The organism is Micromonospora sp. L5 (assembly GCF_000177655.2).
GTDB classification, from domain to species: Bacteria; Actinomycetota; Actinomycetes; order Mycobacteriales; family Micromonosporaceae; genus Micromonospora; species Micromonospora aurantiaca.
The window spans coordinates 3,103,509-3,118,784 of sequence record NC_014815.1 but is presented as its reverse complement, the minus strand read 5'-3'; the positions used below and the strand labels follow the sequence as shown (position 1 = coordinate 3,118,784).

15 protein-coding genes are annotated in these 15,276 nt (G+C 72.4%); 2 read left to right on the top strand and 13 right to left on the bottom strand.

Annotated features, from left to right (window positions below):
* Positions 1-41 precede the first annotated feature (41 nt).
* Genes ML5_RS14835 through fdxA form a run of 5 tightly spaced genes read right to left on the bottom strand, consistent with a single transcriptional unit; the run spans position 42 to position 3,789 of the window.
* Complete coding sequence (locus tag ML5_RS14835; RefSeq protein WP_013475234.1) at positions 42-689, bottom strand: nucleoside/nucleotide kinase family protein; 648 nt, start codon at positions 687-689, stop codon at positions 42-44.
* Positions 689-1,333, bottom strand: coding sequence for an SIMPL domain-containing protein (locus tag ML5_RS14830; protein WP_013475233.1), 645 nt, complete (start codon positions 1,331-1,333; stop codon positions 689-691). Before ML5_RS14830 ends, ML5_RS14835 begins: the two co-directional genes overlap by 1 nt.
* Positions 1,334-1,338: 5 nt before the next feature.
* Complete coding sequence (locus tag ML5_RS14825) at positions 1,339-2,355, bottom strand: prephenate dehydrogenase/arogenate dehydrogenase family protein (protein WP_013288434.1); 1,017 nt, start codon at positions 2,353-2,355, stop codon at positions 1,339-1,341.
* Between the two features lies 1 nt (position 2,356).
* The gene (gene dapC, locus ML5_RS14820; protein WP_013288435.1) at positions 2,357-3,466 is read right to left on the bottom strand and encodes a succinyldiaminopimelate transaminase; all 1,110 of its coding nucleotides are present in this window, start codon (positions 3,464-3,466) and stop codon (positions 2,357-2,359) included.
* The gene (gene fdxA / locus ML5_RS14815; RefSeq protein ID WP_007464872.1) at positions 3,463-3,789 is read right to left on the bottom strand and encodes a ferredoxin; all 327 of its coding nucleotides are present in this window, start codon (positions 3,787-3,789) and stop codon (positions 3,463-3,465) included. The genes dapC and fdxA overlap by 4 nt, the downstream gene beginning before the upstream one ends.
* A gap of 79 nt (positions 3,790-3,868) precedes the next feature.
* On the opposite strand from fdxA, the gene ML5_RS14810 reads away from it, so the two are divergent.
* Positions 3,869-4,879 carry a GNAT family N-acetyltransferase gene (locus ML5_RS14810; RefSeq protein ID WP_013475232.1) on the top strand — a complete coding sequence of 337 codons (1,011 nt, stop codon included), beginning with the start codon at positions 3,869-3,871 and terminating at the stop codon, positions 4,877-4,879.
* A 12-nt stretch (positions 4,880-4,891) separates the two neighbouring features.
* Here the strand turns inward: ML5_RS14810 and ML5_RS14805 are convergent, their stop codons facing one another.
* The 3 genes from ML5_RS14805 to mshB all read right to left on the bottom strand — a co-directional run bounded on the left by ML5_RS14805 (position 4,892) and on the right by mshB (position 6,857).
* Positions 4,892-5,356, bottom strand: a complete 465-nt coding sequence (locus ML5_RS14805) for a hypothetical protein (RefSeq protein ID WP_013288437.1) — start codon at positions 5,354-5,356, stop codon at positions 4,892-4,894.
* Between the two features lie 86 nt (positions 5,357-5,442).
* Complete coding sequence (locus tag ML5_RS14800) at positions 5,443-5,937, bottom strand: hypothetical protein (protein ID WP_013288438.1); 495 nt, start codon at positions 5,935-5,937, stop codon at positions 5,443-5,445.
* Entirely contained in the window at positions 5,934-6,857 is a 924-nt protein-coding gene (gene mshB, locus ML5_RS14795) for an N-acetyl-1-D-myo-inositol-2-amino-2-deoxy-alpha-D-glucopyranoside deacetylase (protein WP_176739768.1), read from the bottom strand. The genes ML5_RS14800 and mshB overlap by 4 nt, the downstream gene beginning before the upstream one ends.
* Positions 6,858-6,942: 85 nt before the next feature.
* On the opposite strand from mshB, the gene ML5_RS14790 reads away from it, so the two are divergent.
* A complete protein-coding gene (locus ML5_RS14790) occupies positions 6,943-9,087 on the top strand; it encodes a prolyl oligopeptidase family serine peptidase (protein WP_013288440.1) in 2,145 nt (714 codons plus the stop codon).
* 88 nt (positions 9,088-9,175) lie between these two features.
* Here the strand turns inward: ML5_RS14790 and ML5_RS14785 are convergent, their stop codons facing one another.
* From ML5_RS14785 to ML5_RS14765, 5 genes are all read right to left on the bottom strand, one after another.
* Positions 9,176-10,918 (bottom strand): ABC transporter substrate-binding protein, encoded by a 1,743-nt coding sequence (locus tag ML5_RS14785; protein ID WP_013288441.1) that lies wholly within the window; start codon positions 10,916-10,918, stop codon positions 9,176-9,178.
* A gap of 108 nt (positions 10,919-11,026) precedes the next feature.
* Positions 11,027-12,013 carry an ABC transporter permease gene (locus ML5_RS14780; RefSeq protein WP_013288442.1) on the bottom strand — a complete coding sequence of 329 codons (987 nt, stop codon included), beginning with the start codon at positions 12,011-12,013 and terminating at the stop codon, positions 11,027-11,029.
* An 11-nt stretch (positions 12,014-12,024) separates the two neighbouring features.
* Positions 12,025-13,032: an ABC transporter permease gene (locus tag ML5_RS14775; protein ID WP_013288443.1), complete on the bottom strand. Its 1,008-nt coding sequence runs from the start codon at positions 13,030-13,032 to the stop codon at positions 12,025-12,027.
* A complete protein-coding gene (locus tag ML5_RS14770) occupies positions 13,029-14,111 on the bottom strand; it encodes an ABC transporter ATP-binding protein (RefSeq protein WP_013475230.1) in 1,083 nt (360 codons plus the stop codon). The genes ML5_RS14775 and ML5_RS14770 overlap by 4 nt, the downstream gene beginning before the upstream one ends.
* Positions 14,108-15,211, bottom strand: coding sequence for an ABC transporter ATP-binding protein (locus tag ML5_RS14765; RefSeq protein ID WP_013475229.1), 1,104 nt, complete (start codon positions 15,209-15,211; stop codon positions 14,108-14,110). The genes ML5_RS14770 and ML5_RS14765 overlap by 4 nt, the downstream gene beginning before the upstream one ends.
* Positions 15,212-15,276 lie beyond the last annotated feature (65 nt).

Genomic DNA, 15,276 nt, shown 5'->3' with positions numbered 1-15,276 from the left:
CCGGCCTCCCGCCCGCGACGGACCGGCGCCCCGGCCCGGCGTCACGCCTGCGGCGGGTCGGCCAGGCGTACCACCAGGTCGGCGTGTCCGGCCGTGCCGGTGACCCGCCGGGCGTTCTCCTCGTCGCTGCCCCGCGCCCACGCGCGGGCCTGCTCCGGCGACTTCCCGTACGCCTCGTGGCGCGCGGTGAGCCGGCGCAGCCGCAGCTCCGCGTCCAGGTCCAGGAACCAGATCTGGTGTACGAGCGTGCGCACCTCCTCCCACGGGTCGTCCCGCAGCAGCAGGTAGTTGCCCTCGGTGACCACCAGGCGCACCTCGGGCGGCACCTCGATCGCCCCGGCGACCGGTTCCTCCAGGTCGCGGCGGAACTCCGGCGCCCACACCGACGTCGGTTCCACCCGGCGCAACCGGCGTAGCGTGGAGACGAAGCCGTTGACGTCGAACGTGTCCGGCGCGCCCTTGCGGTCGGCCCGGCCGAGCCGCGCCAGCGCCGACCCGGCCAGGTGGAACCCGTCCATCGGGACCAGCCGGGCGACCGGGCCGAGCGCGGCCACGATCCGTTCCGCCAGCGTGGACTTGCCCGCGCCGGGCGCGCCCGCGATGCCGAGCAGCTGACGCGGGCCGTCCTCGGCCAGGGCCCGCGCCCGGGCGACGAGTTCGTCGAGCCCGAGCACCTCCGCCTGTGGCATCAGCCCAGCACCGGCTCGCTGATGGTGAACCGCGCCTCGACCGCCGCCTGCACCGGCTGCGGGGCCGGGTCCAGCTCCAGCTCGCGCTCCGGCTCGCCGGAGCGCGAGTACGCCGCCCCGACCATCATCATCGGCGGCCCGGCGCTCATCCCGGTGTCGGACAGCTCGCGCAACGCGATCACCTGGGCGCCGAGCGCCTCGGCGTACTCCCGGGCCCGGACCAGCGCGTCGGCGATCGCGGCCTGCCGCGCCTCCCGGTAGGCCGGGCTGTCCGGACGCAGCGACCACACCGGCCCGGCCACCTCGACCTGCTCCTGGTCGGCCAGGCGGAGCATCAGGTCACCGAGCGCGGTGAAGTCGGTGGTCGTCACTATGGTGCTCACGCTGCCCTGGTAGGCCACCACCCGCTCGCCGGCGCGCTTCGTCACCGGCCAGACGTGGACCTGGCCGGTCTCCCGGCGCTCCACCACGGGCCCGGCCGCGTCGAGCAACGCGCGCACCGCGGCGGCCCGTTCGGCCAGCCGGGTCAGTGTGGTCTCCCGGTCCCGGTCGCGCGCCACCGCTGTCACGGTGAACCGGGCCAGCTCGGGAGCCACCTCCCGGTACGCCTCACCGCGTACCGCCACGACCGGTGCGTCAGCCATGCCGCTCAGCCTAACGGCGGGGTGGCCGGCAGGTGCCCCATGTAGGTGACCGCGCCGGCCGCCTCCCGCACCTCGCTCAGGTGGCCGCCCGCCGCGCCCAGCTCCCGCAGGTACGCCAGCTCCCCCGCGTGGTCGGCGGCCGCCGGGAACTCCCGCCGGTGCGCGCTGAACACGCGTGCCCGCAGCGTGGAGCGGACGTCCCGCCCCTCGGCGAACCGGTCGGCCAGCGCACCGGCGTCGCCGGCGCGCAGCGCCTCGGTCAGCTCGGTCAGGAACGCGCCGAGCGCGTCCAGCTCGGCGAGCACGCGGTCCCGGTTGCCGAGCAGCATGTTCGCGGTCCGCTCAGGTGGCCCGCCGGCGACCCGGGTGCCGTCGGAGAAGCTGCCGGCGGCGAGCGTCAGCACCGCGTCCCGCAACGCCGACCGGTGCACGGTGCCGGCCAGCGCGCCCGCCAGCACGTGCGGTACGTGCGAGGCGAGCGCGGCGGCGCCGTCGTGCTCCGGGGCGGACATGGGCACCACCCGGGCGTGGAAGACGTCCACCAGCAGCACTGCCAGCCGCCGGAACGCGCCCAGGCCGGTCGGCCCCGGGCAGAGCACCCAGGCGGCGCCGTCGAGCAGGTCCGGGCCGGCCGCGGCCGCGCCGGCCCGGTCCGCGCCGGCCATCGGATGGCCCGGCACGAAGCGGTGCCCGAGCCCCTGAACGGTGGCGGCGGTGCTCACCTCGGCCTTGACGCTGCCCACGTCGGTGAGCACGCAGTCGTCGTCGGTCACGGCGGCGACCCGGGCCAGTGTCGTCGGCAGCGTGGGCAGCGGGCCGCAGAGGAACACCACGTCCCGGCCGGTGACCGCCTCCTCGACCGTGTCGGGCGCGTCGACGCCCCGGTCGCGTACCTGCCGGCGGGCCGCCGGATCGGGATCCCAGCCGGCGACGTCGAGCCCGGCGTCGCGCAGCCGCAGCAGCACCGAACCGCCGATCAGCCCGGTGCCGACCACCGCTGCCCGCGCCAGCCCGCCCGCCACGTCAGGCCCCGGCGAGCCGCCCGGCCACCGCGTCCACGTGCTCGTCGGACTCGGTGAGGGCCACCCGGACGTGCCGGGCGCCGGCCGGGCCGTAGAAGACACCGGCGGCCACCAGGATGCCCCGGCGGGCCAGCCGGTCCACGGTCTCCCAGCAGTCCTCGTCCCGGGTGAGCCAGAGGTAGAGCCCGGCCTCCGAGTGCTCGACTGTGAAACCCGCGGCGGTGAACGCCTCGCGCAGCTTCTCCCGCCGGACGCGGTAGCGCTCGCGCTGGGCGTCGGCGTGCTCCTGGTCGCCGAGCGCGGCCACCATGGCGGCCTGCACCGGGGCGGGCACGATCAGGCCCGCGTGCTTACGGATCTTGAGCAGCTCGGCCACCAGCGCCGGATCGCCCGCGACGAACCCGGCCCGGTAGCCGGCCAGGTTGGAGCGCTTGGACAGCGAGTGCACCGCCAGCACACTGTCGTACGAGCCACCGCACACCTCGGGCGAGAGCACCGAGACGGGCTCGGCGTCCCAGCCCAGCGGCAGGTAGCACTCGTCGCTGGCGACCACCGCACCGCGCTCACGCGCCCACTCGACCACCTTGCGCAGGTGGGCGGCGGGCAGCACGCGGCCGGTCGGGTTGCCCGGCGAGTTGACCCAGACCAGGCGGACCCGGGGATCCGGGCCCAGCGCGGTCAGCGAGTCGGTGCGTACCGTCGTCGCGCCGGCCAGCCGGGCCCCGTCCTCGTAGGTCGGGTAGGCCACCGACGGCACCACGACCACGTCACCGGGGCCGAGCCCGAGCAGGGTGGGCAGCCCGGCCACCAGCTCCTTGGAGCCGATCGTCGGGAGCACACCCAGGCCGTCGACGCCCGCGCCGCAGGCCCGCGCGACCCAGCCCGCGATCGCGTTCCGCAGGGCGGGCGTACCGGCGGTCAGCGGGTAGCCCGGTGCGTTGGACGCGTCGGCCAGGGCCTGCCGGATCAGGTCTGGCACCGGGTCGACCGGCGTGCCCATCGACAGGTTGATGAGACCGTCCGGGTGCGCCGCGGCCGTGGCGGCCGCGGCGTCCAGGGTGTCCCAGGTGAAGTCGGGCAGCCGTGCCGAGACCGGCGTACGCCGGTTCAGTGGCCCTCGCCGCGCGGCGGCTGCGCGGCGACGAAGGTGGCGTCCTTCTCCACCTTGCCGATCTTCGAGGCGCCACCGGGCGAGCCCAGGTCCTCGAAGAACTCGTAGTTGGCCCCGGTGTAGTCCTTCCACTGCTCCGGGACGTCGTCCTCGTAGAAGATCGCTTCCACCGGGCAGACCGGCTCACAGGCACCACAGTCGACGCACTCGTCGGGGTGGATGTAGAGCATCCGGTTGCCCTCGTAGATGCAGTCGACCGGGCACTCCTCGATGCATGCCTTGTCGAGCACATCCACGCACGGCTCGGCGATGATGTAGGTCACCGGTCTTCTCCTCCGCAAGACTCGTCGCGATCAACCGCAACGGTAAGAGCCTAGTATCTCGCCGGGGAGGGGGTCGATCGTGCTCCGACAGCAGGACGTGGGACACCGGATCGTGGTCCGCCGGATTGTGGGGATTCGCGAGGGCCGCACGCTGTTCTCCGACGCGCTCGGCGAGCTCGTGGAGCTGAGCGAGACCCACATCACTCTGTCCACCGACGCCGGGCCGCTGCGCGTACCGGTGGCCGAGGTGCACCGGGCAAAGCGGGTGCCACCGGCCCGGCGGCCCACCGCCGCCGCCGTGGTCGCGCTGGAGCTGGCCGCCGACGAGGCGTGGCCCGCACCGGTACGCGGACGGCTCGGCGACTGGCGGCTGCGCTGGGCCGACGGCTGGACCGGGCGGGCGAACAGCGCGCTACCCGTCGGCGACCCGGACCGCCCGCTGCCCGCCGCGCTGGACGCGGTGCAGCGCTGGTACGCCGAGCGCGGCGGGTCCGCCCTGGTGAACACCCCGCTGCCGCTGGCCGCCCCGGTCGGCGCGGAGCTGGACGCACGCGGCTGGACGTCCCGGCCCCCGGTGCTGGTCCAGACCGTCCCGCTGCGCACCCTGACCGTGCCGCCCGCTGTTCCGCTGCCGACCTCCACCCCGCTGCCGACCGACGCCCCCGCCGACGCCCCCGCCGATGTGCCGCCGGTGACGCTGACGGACGCGCCCGCCGACGACTGGCTGGTGATCGCCGCCGGCCGCAAGGGCGGGCTGCCGGACGCCGCCCGGCAGGTGCTCACCGGGACGCCCCGGGTCCGCTTCGCCGAACTGCGCGAGGACGGCCGGCTGCTCGCGGTCGGGCGGGGCACGGTGACCGGCGCAGGCCGCTGGCTCGGCGTCAGCCTGCTCGAGACGGTGCCGGAGGCACGCCGTCGAGGGCTCGCCGCCACTGTCGTACGCGCCCTGGCCGGCTGGGGCGCCGCCGAGGGCGCCACCCACGCGTTCCTCCAGGTCGAACAGAGCAACAGCGCCGCTGTGGCGCTCTACCGCGGGCTCGGCTTCACCACCCACCACACCTACCTGACCCGGGTCGCCCCGGCGGCCTGAGCGGCGCTCCGGTCAGCGCCGGACGATCCTGCGGGGCCGGGTGCGCTTCATCTCGGCGTACCGCTTGAGCTGGCGGGACCGGTAGTCCCGGCCCAGCGCGGTCAGGATCAGGTAGCCGACCAGCACGCCCGCCGCGGTGGCCGCGAGATAGAGCCAGATCTGGGCGAAGAACAGGCCCGCGCCGCCGCCGAACGGGTTCTCCCCGACCAGCAGCGGACCGACGAACACGGTGAGCGCCAGCGCGACCGCGACCGCGGCGGCCAGGTCGCCGGCCCAGCGGCCCAGCGGCCGGTCGGCGCCCCACCGGAACGCGGTGCCCGCCAGGATCAGGCCGATGACCAGGAACATGGCGAGCGAGACGCGGCCGGAGGCGGTGTCGTCGTCCGGGAACGCGAGTTTGATGACCAGCCGGGCCACCACGTTCACCCCGAACAACGCGGCCGCCAGCACGCCTACCGCACGCCACCGCTGACCCATCGCACGCCTCCCGCCGTACCGCCCGCTCCCTCGGCGGGCCTCCTGGCAGGAATGTCTACCACCGCGAGCTGTGCGGCGTCAGCACCTCACCGTGCGTCGGGCGGCGTCACCAGGTGCCGGAAGCCCAGCACCGCGAACGTGACCGCGCCGGCCACGATCAACGCGAGGCCGAGCACGTTGTCACCGGCGAGCGCCAGATCGCCCTCGACGGTCCGGAAACCACCCACCACGATCACCAGGAACCACGGCAGCGCGCCGAGCGCCACCGCCCAGCGCGTACCCGTCGACCGGTGGGCGAACCGGCCCAGCAGCACAGTCGTCGCCACCACCGCGACGACGCCGGCAGCCACCAGGCCGACACCGAGAAGCGCCCGCAGCCCGCCGGAGCGGCCCTGCACGGTCTCCCAGGCCCAGGTCGCGAAGATCAGGTCGAGCAGCGCCAGCAGGACGCCGGCCCAGACCGTCACGACGCCGCCGGCCACCCGCAGCGCGCGGTCGAGGACCCGCTCCGCCGGGCTCGGCGTCGCGGCCGTCGGCGGCTGCTCGGGAAGGGTCGACACGGGTACGGCCGGCAGCGTCACCGGAGACCGGCCGCCGCGACCGGGGACCGCTGCGTACCGTCCAGGGCGATGCCGGCGAAGAGGTCGTCCTCCCAGCCGTACGGGCCGGCGCCCGGCCCCTTCTCGCCGACCGCGAGCGTGAAGTACTCGACGCCCATGAACTCGCCGCCGAAGTTGCCGGCGATCGAGTAGAGCCAGGAGTTCGCCGGGATCTGGGTGGCGTGGGCGCGCATCGCCGCCTCCTTCGCGGCGTGCTGGTCGGTGCCGTCGATCCGGGCGGCGATCTCCGCGTCCGGCGTGCCGAACGGCAGCTCGTCGGCGCTCTCGATGCCGGCGAACGGATTGTCCGAGGACTCGGTGAACGTCTCCAGGCCCGCGTCGAGCACGCTGCGCGGCATCGCCGTCCAGTAGACCTTCGCCGGGGCGATCCCCTCGGCCGCGGCCAGCTCCACCGCCCGCATCGCCACCCGGTGCGCCTGGATGTGGTCGGGGTGGCCGTAGAAGCCGTCCGGGTCGTACGTGACGAGAACCTGGGGACGGACCTCGCGGATGACCTCCACCAGGTACCCGGCGGCGGTGTCCAGGTCGGCCTGCCAGAACGCCCGGGGGTGCTCGTTGGTGGCCAGGCCCATCATGCCGGAGTCACGGTAGCGGCCCGCACCGCCGAGGAACCGGTGGTCGGTCACGCCGAGCGCGGCGCAGGCGGCCGCCAGCTCGCCGATCCGGTAGCCGCCGAGCTGGTCCGCCTCGGCCGCGCAGAGCTGCGCCAGGGCCGGGACGTGGATCTCGCCCTCCTCGCCCAGCGTGCAGGTCACGAGCGTGACGTGGGCGCCGGTGGCAGCGTAGTGCGCCATCGTCGCGCCGGTGCCGATCGACTCGTCGTCGGGATGCGCGTGGACCAGCAGAAGGCGTCGGTCGGGCAGGGTCGTCACGCCCGTCACTCTAACCGGCGGTCCTGCCCGCTCGACGGTGATGCGTCCGCCCAGGTCGGCCACATCACCTCCGGCGCCCGCCTACTCTGCAGGCGTGGACTTTCCCGAGCTGGCCGCCCGTACCCGTCGGTTCAGCCACGGGGCGCCGCGCGCCGTCACCGTCGCGGGCGACGGCGCCCGGGTGATCTTCCTGCGTTCCGCGGGACCGGAGGACCCGGCCGACGCGCTCTGGCTGCTCGACGTCGACAGCGGCGAGGAACGACTGGTCGCGGACCCGGCGGTGCTGCTGGGCACGGACGCCGAGCCGGCCCGCCTCGCCCCCGGGGAACGGGCGCTGCGCGAGCGGTTGCGGCTCAGCTCCGGCGGCATCGGCTCGTACGCGCTGGACTCGGCCGGCCGGGTCGCCGCGTTCGCGCTGGCCGGGCGGCTGTTCCGGGCCGACCTGGTGCACGGCGACGTGATCGAGGTGGCAGCGATCGGGCCGGTGATCGACCCGCGGCCCGACCCGGCCGGTGAGCGGCTGGCGTACGTCACCGACGCCGCCGAGGGGGTGCGCCGGGGTCAGTTGCGGGTGGTGGAGCCGGACGGTACGGACAACCTGCTCGCCGGCGAGGACAGCGGCGTCACCTGGGGTCTGGCCGAGCACATCGCGGCCGAGGAGTTCCACCGCTACCGGGGCTACTGGTGGGCGCCGGACGGGCGCAGCGTGCTCGCCGCCCGGGTCGACGAATCACGCCTGGAACGCTGGTACCTGCACGACCCGGCCGACCCGGCGAGCCCGCCGACGTCGCTCGCGTACCCCGTGGCGGGTGGGCCGAACGCGGAGGTGAGCCTGCACCTGCTCGACCTCGACGGCGGCTGGGTCGACGTGCACTGGGACCGCGAGACCTATCCGTACCTGAGTTCGGTGGACTGGACCGAGGGCGGGCCGCTGATCACGGTGCTGCGCCGTTCGCAGCAGCACGGCCTGGTGCTCGCGGTGGACCCGCGTACCGGGGAGACGCAGGTGCACGCCGAGCTGGCCGACCCGCGCTGGGTGGAGCCGATCCCCGGCACCCCGGCGCACCTGCCCGACGGGCGGGTGCTGGTCGGCGGCGAGCTGGCCCACGACGGGTACGACGCGCGTTGCCTGTTCGCCGACGGCACGCTGCTCACCCCGCCGTCGCTGTACGTGCGGCGGGTGGTCGGGCGGCTGCCGAACGGCCCGAACGCGGCGGCCGACCTGCTGGTGGAGGCGAGCGAGGGCGAACCGAGCCAGCGTCACCTCTACCGGGTGCGCACCACGATCGGCGGCGGCATGGACGCCCGCCGGATGGGCAGCGACCCCGGCTGGCACACCGCCTCGATCGGCGGGTCGACGCTGGCGGTGGGCATCGCGTCGCTGGAGCACGCCGGCGTCCGCTGGCGGGTGTGGCACGGCGACCGCGAGGTCGGCGAACTGCGCTCGTTCGCCGCCACCTGCTCGTACGCGCCGCGGCCGACGATGGTCCGGGTGACCGACCGGCGGCTGCCCAGCGCGGTGCTCTACCCGGCCGAGCACGTCAAGGGCACCCGGCTGCCGGTGCTGCTGGACGTGTACGGCGGCCCCGGCCACCAGGAGGTGGTCGCGGCACGCAGCGTCTGGCTGGAACGGCAGTGGTGGGCCGAGCAGGGCTTCGCGGTGGTCACCATCGACAACCGGGGTACGCCGGGCATCGCGCCGTCGTTCGAGAAGGCGATCCACAGGCGGGTCGCCGACGTGATCCTCACCGACCAGGTGGACGCGCTCACCGCGCTCGCCGACAAGCACCCGGATCTGGACCTGGGACGGGTGGCGGTGCGCGGCTGGTCGTTCGGCGGCTGGCTGGCCGGGCTCGCGGTGCTGCGGCACCCGGAGTTGTTCAAGTGCGCGATCGTCGGCGCGCCGGTCACCGACTGGGCGCTGTACGACACGGCGTACAGCGAGCGCTACCTGGGCATGCCGGACGACGGGATGGACGTGTACGCCCACCACTCGCTGGTCGAGCTGGCCGCAGAGCCGCTCGGCGATCCGGCGCAGGCCCGGCCGATGCTGCTGGTGCACGGCCTGGCCGACGACAACGTGCTGGCCGCGCACACGCTGCGGCTGTCCGCGGCGCTGCTGGCGACGGGCCGCCCGCACGCGGTGCTGCCGCTGACCGGCGCGAGCCACCTGGCCGCCGGCGGCGTGTCCGAGCGCCTGCTCCGGCTGGAGCTCGACTTCCTCCGCCGCTACTTGTAAGGAAGGGCCCCCTTTTAACGCCTGCGGTAGAGGAAGGGCCCCTTGTTAACGCGAGGCGTTAACAAGGGGCCCTTCCTTCACCTACGGGCTACTGCTTGACGTACGCGTTGACGAAGTTCGGGTAGCCGAACACGGAGGAGATGAACACCCCGCCCGCCTTGGAGCCGTGCACGTTGTACGCCACGTCCACGTAGAGCGGCACCACAGGAGCGTGCTCCTTCATGATCCGCTCGTCGAGCTTGCCCCACTCCGGGCCCTGCTCGGACGGCGGCAGCGCCAGGATCCGGTCCATCTCGGCGTTGATCGCGTCGTCGTTGAAGTACGACTGGTTGCTGTTGCCCTCGGCCTTGATGGTCCGGCCGTCGTAGAGCACCGGCAGGATCGACGCGCCGCTCGGCCAGTCCGCCGCCCAGTTACCGATGTACAGGTCCCAGGGGTTGTTCTTCTTCTTGACCTCGTCCAGCTTCGCGTCGTCCGGGATGTTCCGGACGGTGATCTTGAAGCCGGCGCGCTCCAGGTTGCCCTTGAGCTGGACCGCCTCCGCCTGCTCGGTCGTGTTGTCGGCGACGCCGAGGACCAGCTCGGGCGTCTGGCCGCCGAGCAGTTCCTTGGCCTTCTCCACGTTGCCGTTTGCGCCGGCCGGGTACGCGTCGTACGCCTTGTAGCCGATGGTCGACGGCGGCATCAGCGTGGTGATCGGCTGCGCGACGGTCTGGCCGCCGAGCGCCTTGACCAGGCCCTCGCGGTCGATCGCGTAGTTGAGCGCCTGGCGGATCTTCAGGTCCTTGACCCGCTGGGTGTTGATCACGAGCTGGTTGGCGCTCGGGGTCGGGGACAGCAGCGTGCGGGACTTCAGCGCCGGGTCACCGGCGACCTTGGCCACGAGCGAGGCAGGCACCGAGTTGAACGCCAGCGCGCTCTGGTCGGCGCCGTTGTCCGCGATCACCCGGTTGTTGGCGGCGTCGGCGGTCGGCCCGAAGCTCCACACGAACTGGTCCGGGTACTGGTGCCGCACCGGGTCGGTCTTCGCGTCCCAGTTCGGGTTGCGGTCGAGCGTGAGCTGGACCCCGACCTGGTTCTTCGCGATCTTGTACGGGCCGGACGAGAACGGCTTCTGGTCCAGGTTGACCCCGGTGTCCTTCTCCGGCTTGAGCGGCGCCGTGGTGGGCAGCGAGACCGCGAACGGCAGGTCGCAGCGCGGCTTGGCGAACTCGAAGCGCAGCGTCTTGTCGTCCGGCGTGGTCAGGCCCGGCGGCAGCGACGTCTTGTTCTTCTTGAAGTCCCACTTGGTGTCGTACTGCGCGGTGTCGGCCAGCCACTCCTGGATGTAGGTGGGGCCGCCGGTGAGGTCCGGGTCGAAGGAGCGGGCGATGCCGTACGCGATCTCCTTCGAGGTGATCGGGCTGCCGTCCTCGAACTTCACCCCGTCCTTGATGGTGAATTCCCAGACCTTGCAGTCGTTGTTGACGTTCTTGCCCGGCGTCTCGGCCAGGTCACCCACGAGGACCAGGCCACCCTTGCCGTCGTCCTTCCAGGTGGTCAGGTAGCGGGCGAAGAGCGGGTTGGCCATCAGACCGGCGAACGAGTACGTCCGCTGCGGGTCCAGGTGGGAGATGGGGGTCTCCCGGATGATGGTGAACGTCCCGCCCTTGGCCGCGCCGTCGATCTCGGCGGCCGGTCCCTGCGAGTCCTTGGGGTCGGTCGCGATGACCCCGGTCTGCTGCCGGTTGCCGTCCACCTTGGTGCCTTCGCCCGTGTTCTCCGAGCAGGCACCGAGTGCCACAACCAGTGCGATGGCGCCGCCAGCGGCGGCCGCTGCGCGTGGTCGCATGTCCTACCTCCTCCACCCGTGCGCCGAGCGCATCCGCCGACGTCCCGAGGATCGTAAAGAAGAAAAGCTACGAGTTGGATAACAGTTGTCGATAAATTTCGTCGCGGTTCAGCCGAGCCGTACCCGCGGGTCGATCACCGCGTAGAGCAGGTCCACCACCACGTTCGCCAGCACCACGAAGACCGCCGCGATCAGCACGGTCGCCATGATCGTCGGCAGGTCGCCCGAGCGGACCGCGTCGACAGCGGTACGCCCCATCCCGTTAAGACCGAATGTCGTCTCGGTGATCACCGTGCCGCCCAGCGCTCCGCCCACGTCCAGACCGGCGATCGTCACCACCGGTGTGATCGCGGCTCGCAGCGCGTGCCGGCCGTACACCTTGCGTTTGGCCAGGCCCTTCGCCCGCGCGGTCCGGACGAAGTCCTCCGAGAGCGTCTCCAGCATCTGCGCCCGGGACAGTCGCGCGTAGATCGCGGAGAAGAGGAACGCCAGCGCCACCCACGCCAGCACCAGCCCGCTCGTCCACTTCAACGGATTGTCGAACAACGAGGTGTAGCTGGGCACCGGCAGCAGGCGCAGGTTGTAGACGAAGACGATGAGCAGCACCGCGCCGACGAAGTAGAGCTGCAACGAGGCGCCGGTGAGCGAGAAGCCGATCGCCGCCCGGTCCAGCCAGCTGCCCCGGCGCAGCGCCGAGAGCATGCCCAGGCCGACGCCGAGCAGCAGCCAGAGGATCGCCGCCGGGATGACGATGCTCAGCGTCACCGGCAGCACCCGGGCGATGGTGTCGGAGACCGCCTCGTTCGACACGTACGACCAGCCGAGGCAGGGGGCGTCGCACCGGCCGCCCTGGGCGCTGCCCAGGTCCCGGCCGGTGAAGATGCCCTTCATGTAGCCGGCGTACTGGCTGATCAGCGGGTCACGCAGGCCCAGCTCCTGGCGGACCCGCTCCAGTCGCTCCGGGTTGCAGTTCTTCGGGCACATGCCGGTGACCGGGTCGCGGGGTAGCGCGAAGAACATCAGGAAGCTGAGCACGCTCACCGCGAACAGCGTGAGCGCGGCGGACAGCAGCCGGCGGATGAGGAATCGCGTCATGGGCCGGCCTCCTACCGGGACGACTTCGGGTCGAGCGCGTCGCGCAGCGCGTCACCGAAGAGGTTGAAGGCGAACACGAGCGCGAAGATGGTGATGCCCGGGAAGAAGACGTACGCCGGGTCGGTCTGCAGGTAGTCGAGGCTGCGGTAGATCATGCGGCCGAAGCTCGGCGTCTCGTCGGTGAGGCCGACGCCGATGAACGACAGCGCGGCCTCGCTGGTGATGTACTGCGGCACCGCCAGCGAGAAGGCGACCAGGATCGGCGCCCAGGCGTTCGGCAGCAACTGGCGGAACAGCATGTGCCCGAGGCCCGCGCCGCTGGCCCGCGCCGCCTCCACGAACTCGCGTTCGCGCAGCGCGATGATCTGACCCCGCACCAGCCGGGCCGTACCGGTCCAGCCGAACAGGGCGAAGATCGCGATGAGCACACCGATCTGGAAGTACGCCGGCACGGCCTCGCGCTGTCCGTAGAAGCGCAGCGCGACGGTCGGCATCAGGGCCAGCGCGATGATCAGGAACGGCATGGCCAGGGTCAGGTCGGTGATCCAGTTGATCACCGTGTCCAGCCAGCCGCCCAGGTAACCGGCGAGCGTCCCGAGCGTCACACCGATCACCGCGGTCAGCACGGCCGCCGCGAACGCGATGAACAGCGACGTCCGCAGCCCGTGCACCATCCGGATGAAGATGTCCCGCCCGAGACCGGGTTCCAGGCCGAACCAGTGCTCACCGGTCACGCCGCCGGCGTAGCCCAACGGCATGCCGTAGCCGTCGAGGCGGCTCTGGAACTGCTCCTTCGGCCCTACCCCGTACAGCGCCTCGATGAGCGGCACGGCGAGCGCGACGAGCACGAAGAACGCCAGCAGGCCGCCGCTGATCAGCGCGGTGCGGTCCCGCTTGAGCCGCGCGAGGGCGAGCTGGCCGGGTGACCGGCCGACGAACTCCTTCTTACCGCTCTCGTCGCCCTCGCCGGGCGACTCGATCTCGGCGAGCGCGACGCCCTCGACCGGCGACAGGCTCATTGGGACACCTCCACGGGTTCGCCGGTCGGCACGCCGACCGGTCCGCTCTCCGGGTAGTGGCAGGCGGCGAGCTGCCGGCCGTCGTCCCGGGTGGTCAGCGCCGGTTCTTCGGTGGCGCACCGGTCGGTGGCTTTCCAGCAGCGGGTGCGGAAGCGGCAGCCCGACGGCGGGTTGAGTGGCGTGGGCACGTCGCCGGTGAGACGGATCCGTCCGGCGGGGCCGAGGGTGGTGACGTCGGGGATCGCGGACAGCAGCGCCCGGGTGTAGGGGTGCTGTGGCCGCGTGTAGATGGTGTCGCGGTCGCCGATCTCGACGATCTTGCCGAGGTACATGACGGCGACGCGGTGGCAGAAGTGCCGCACGACGGCGAGGTCGTGGGCGATGAACACGAACGCCAGGTCGAGGTCGCGTTGCAGGCTGCGTAGCAGGTTGATGACCTGCGCCTGGATCGACACGTCGAGGGCGGAGACGGGTTCGTCGGCGACGATGAGTTTGGGTTTGAGGGCGAGGGCGCGGGCGATGCCGATGCGCTGGCGTTGCCCGCCGGAGAACTCGTGCGGATACCTGTTGTAGTGCTCCGGATTCAACCCGACCAGTTCCAGGAGTTCCTGCACCCGCTTCTTGACGCCGCCGGGTGGGGTGATGCGGTTGACCTGCAACGGCATCGCCACGATCCGCCCCACCGTGTGGCGGGGGTTCAGCGACGCGTACGGGTCCTGGAAGATGATCTGCAGGTCCTGCCGCAACCCGCGCAGCTCACCACGCCCCGCGTGGGTGATGTCCCGCCCCGCGAAGGTGATCGACCCGGCGGTGGGCTCCAACAGCCGGACCAGCATCCGCCCGGTCGTGGTCTTCCCACACCCCGACTCCCCCACCAGCCCGAGGGTCTCGCCCGGCCGCACGTCGAAGTCCAACCCGTCCACCGCCCGCACCGCACCCGTGCTGCGCAGGCCCTGCCGGACGGGGAAGTGTTTGGTCAGGCCCCGCACCGACAGCAGCGGCTCGCCGACCGGCACCGCACGGACGGCCTCACCCCGCCGGCCGTCGACCGCGCCCGTCGTGTCCCGGTCAGCACTCATCGGGCCACCCCCACCTGGGCTACCTCGTCGCGGTAGATCCGCTCCCGATCCCCCGCCGACAGATGGCAGGCGACCAGGTGACCCGGCGCTCCGGCCTCCCGCAGCTCGGGCACCTCGGTGCGGGACCGGTCGCCGTTCACGTCGGCCCACCGGCACCGCGGATGAAACGCACACCCCGACGGCAGGTTGATCAGACTGGGCGGGTTACCCGGAATCGGCAGCAGGTCCGCGTCCGCGTCACCGTGCAACGACGGCACACTCGACAACAACCCCCACGTGTACGGATGCTGCGGCGCCCGCAACACCCGCTCCACACTCCCGTGCTCCACCGCCCGGCCCGCATACATCACCAACACGTCATCAGCCACCTGACTGACCACACCCAGGTCATGCGTGATCAACACGATCGCCGACCGGAACTCCTCCTGCAAATCGGCAAGCAGATCCAGGATCTGCGCCTGCACCGTCACATCCAACGCCGTCGTCGGCTCATCCGCGATCAGCAGATCCGGATCATTCACCAACGCCATCGCGATCATCGCCCGCTGCCGCATCCCACCCGAGAACTCATGCGGATACTGATCGAACCGCCGCGCCGGCTGCGGAATACCCACCCGGCCCAACATGTCCACCGCCCGCGTCCGCGCCTCCCGCCGACCGGCCCTCGGATGATGCACCCGGTACGCCTCAGCGATCTGCCTACCCACCGAGTAGTACGGATGCAACGCCGACAACGGATCCTGGAAAACCATCGCCATGTCCCGGCCCCGCAGCCGCCGCACCTCCTCCTCACCCAACCCCACCAGCTGACGCCCACCCACCGAGATCTCCCCCGAGATGACCGTCCGCTTCGCGTTGTGCAAACCCAGGATCGCCAGCGACGTCACGCTCTTACCGGAACCCGACTCCCCCACGATCCCCAGCGTGCGACCCCGCTCCACAGCGAACGACACACCGTCCACGGCCCGCACCACACCGTCCTCGGTGTCGAACCGCACCCGCAGGTCCCTGACCTGGAGATAGGGCCCGTCGCCGGAGCGCTGCTCCGGCACCTCCGGGCGGTCCGGCTCCCCGGACGGCACCGCCTCCGACCTGCCCATTGACCGCCTCCCCTTCGGTGATGAAGAGAACTTACAGGAAATCCCCAGAGGCGAAAATAAGCTAC

Bases quoted from the DNA above. Each gene is read 5' to 3' on its own strand.
- ML5_RS14805 (WP_013288437.1), bottom strand. From the start codon at position 5,356: ATGGGTCAGCGGTGGCGTGCGGTAGGCGTGCTGGCGGCCGCGTTGTTC.
- ML5_RS14770 (WP_013475230.1), bottom strand. From the start codon at position 14,111: ATGAGTGCTGACCGGGACACGACGGGCGCGGTCGACGGCCGGCGGGGT.
- ML5_RS14780 (WP_013288442.1), bottom strand. From the start codon at position 12,013: ATGACGCGATTCCTCATCCGCCGGCTGCTGTCCGCCGCGCTCACGCTG.
- ML5_RS14835 (WP_013475234.1), bottom strand. From the start codon at position 689: ATGCCACAGGCGGAGGTGCTCGGGCTCGACGAACTCGTCGCCCGGGCG.
- ML5_RS14775 (WP_013288443.1), bottom strand. From the start codon at position 13,032: ATGAGCCTGTCGCCGGTCGAGGGCGTCGCGCTCGCCGAGATCGAGTCG.
- ML5_RS14785 (WP_013288441.1), bottom strand. From the start codon at position 10,918: ATGCGACCACGCGCAGCGGCCGCCGCTGGCGGCGCCATCGCACTGGTT.
- ML5_RS14830 (WP_013475233.1), bottom strand. From the start codon at position 1,333: ATGGCTGACGCACCGGTCGTGGCGGTACGCGGTGAGGCGTACCGGGAG.
- ML5_RS14765 (WP_013475229.1), bottom strand. From the start codon at position 15,211: ATGGGCAGGTCGGAGGCGGTGCCGTCCGGGGAGCCGGACCGCCCGGAG.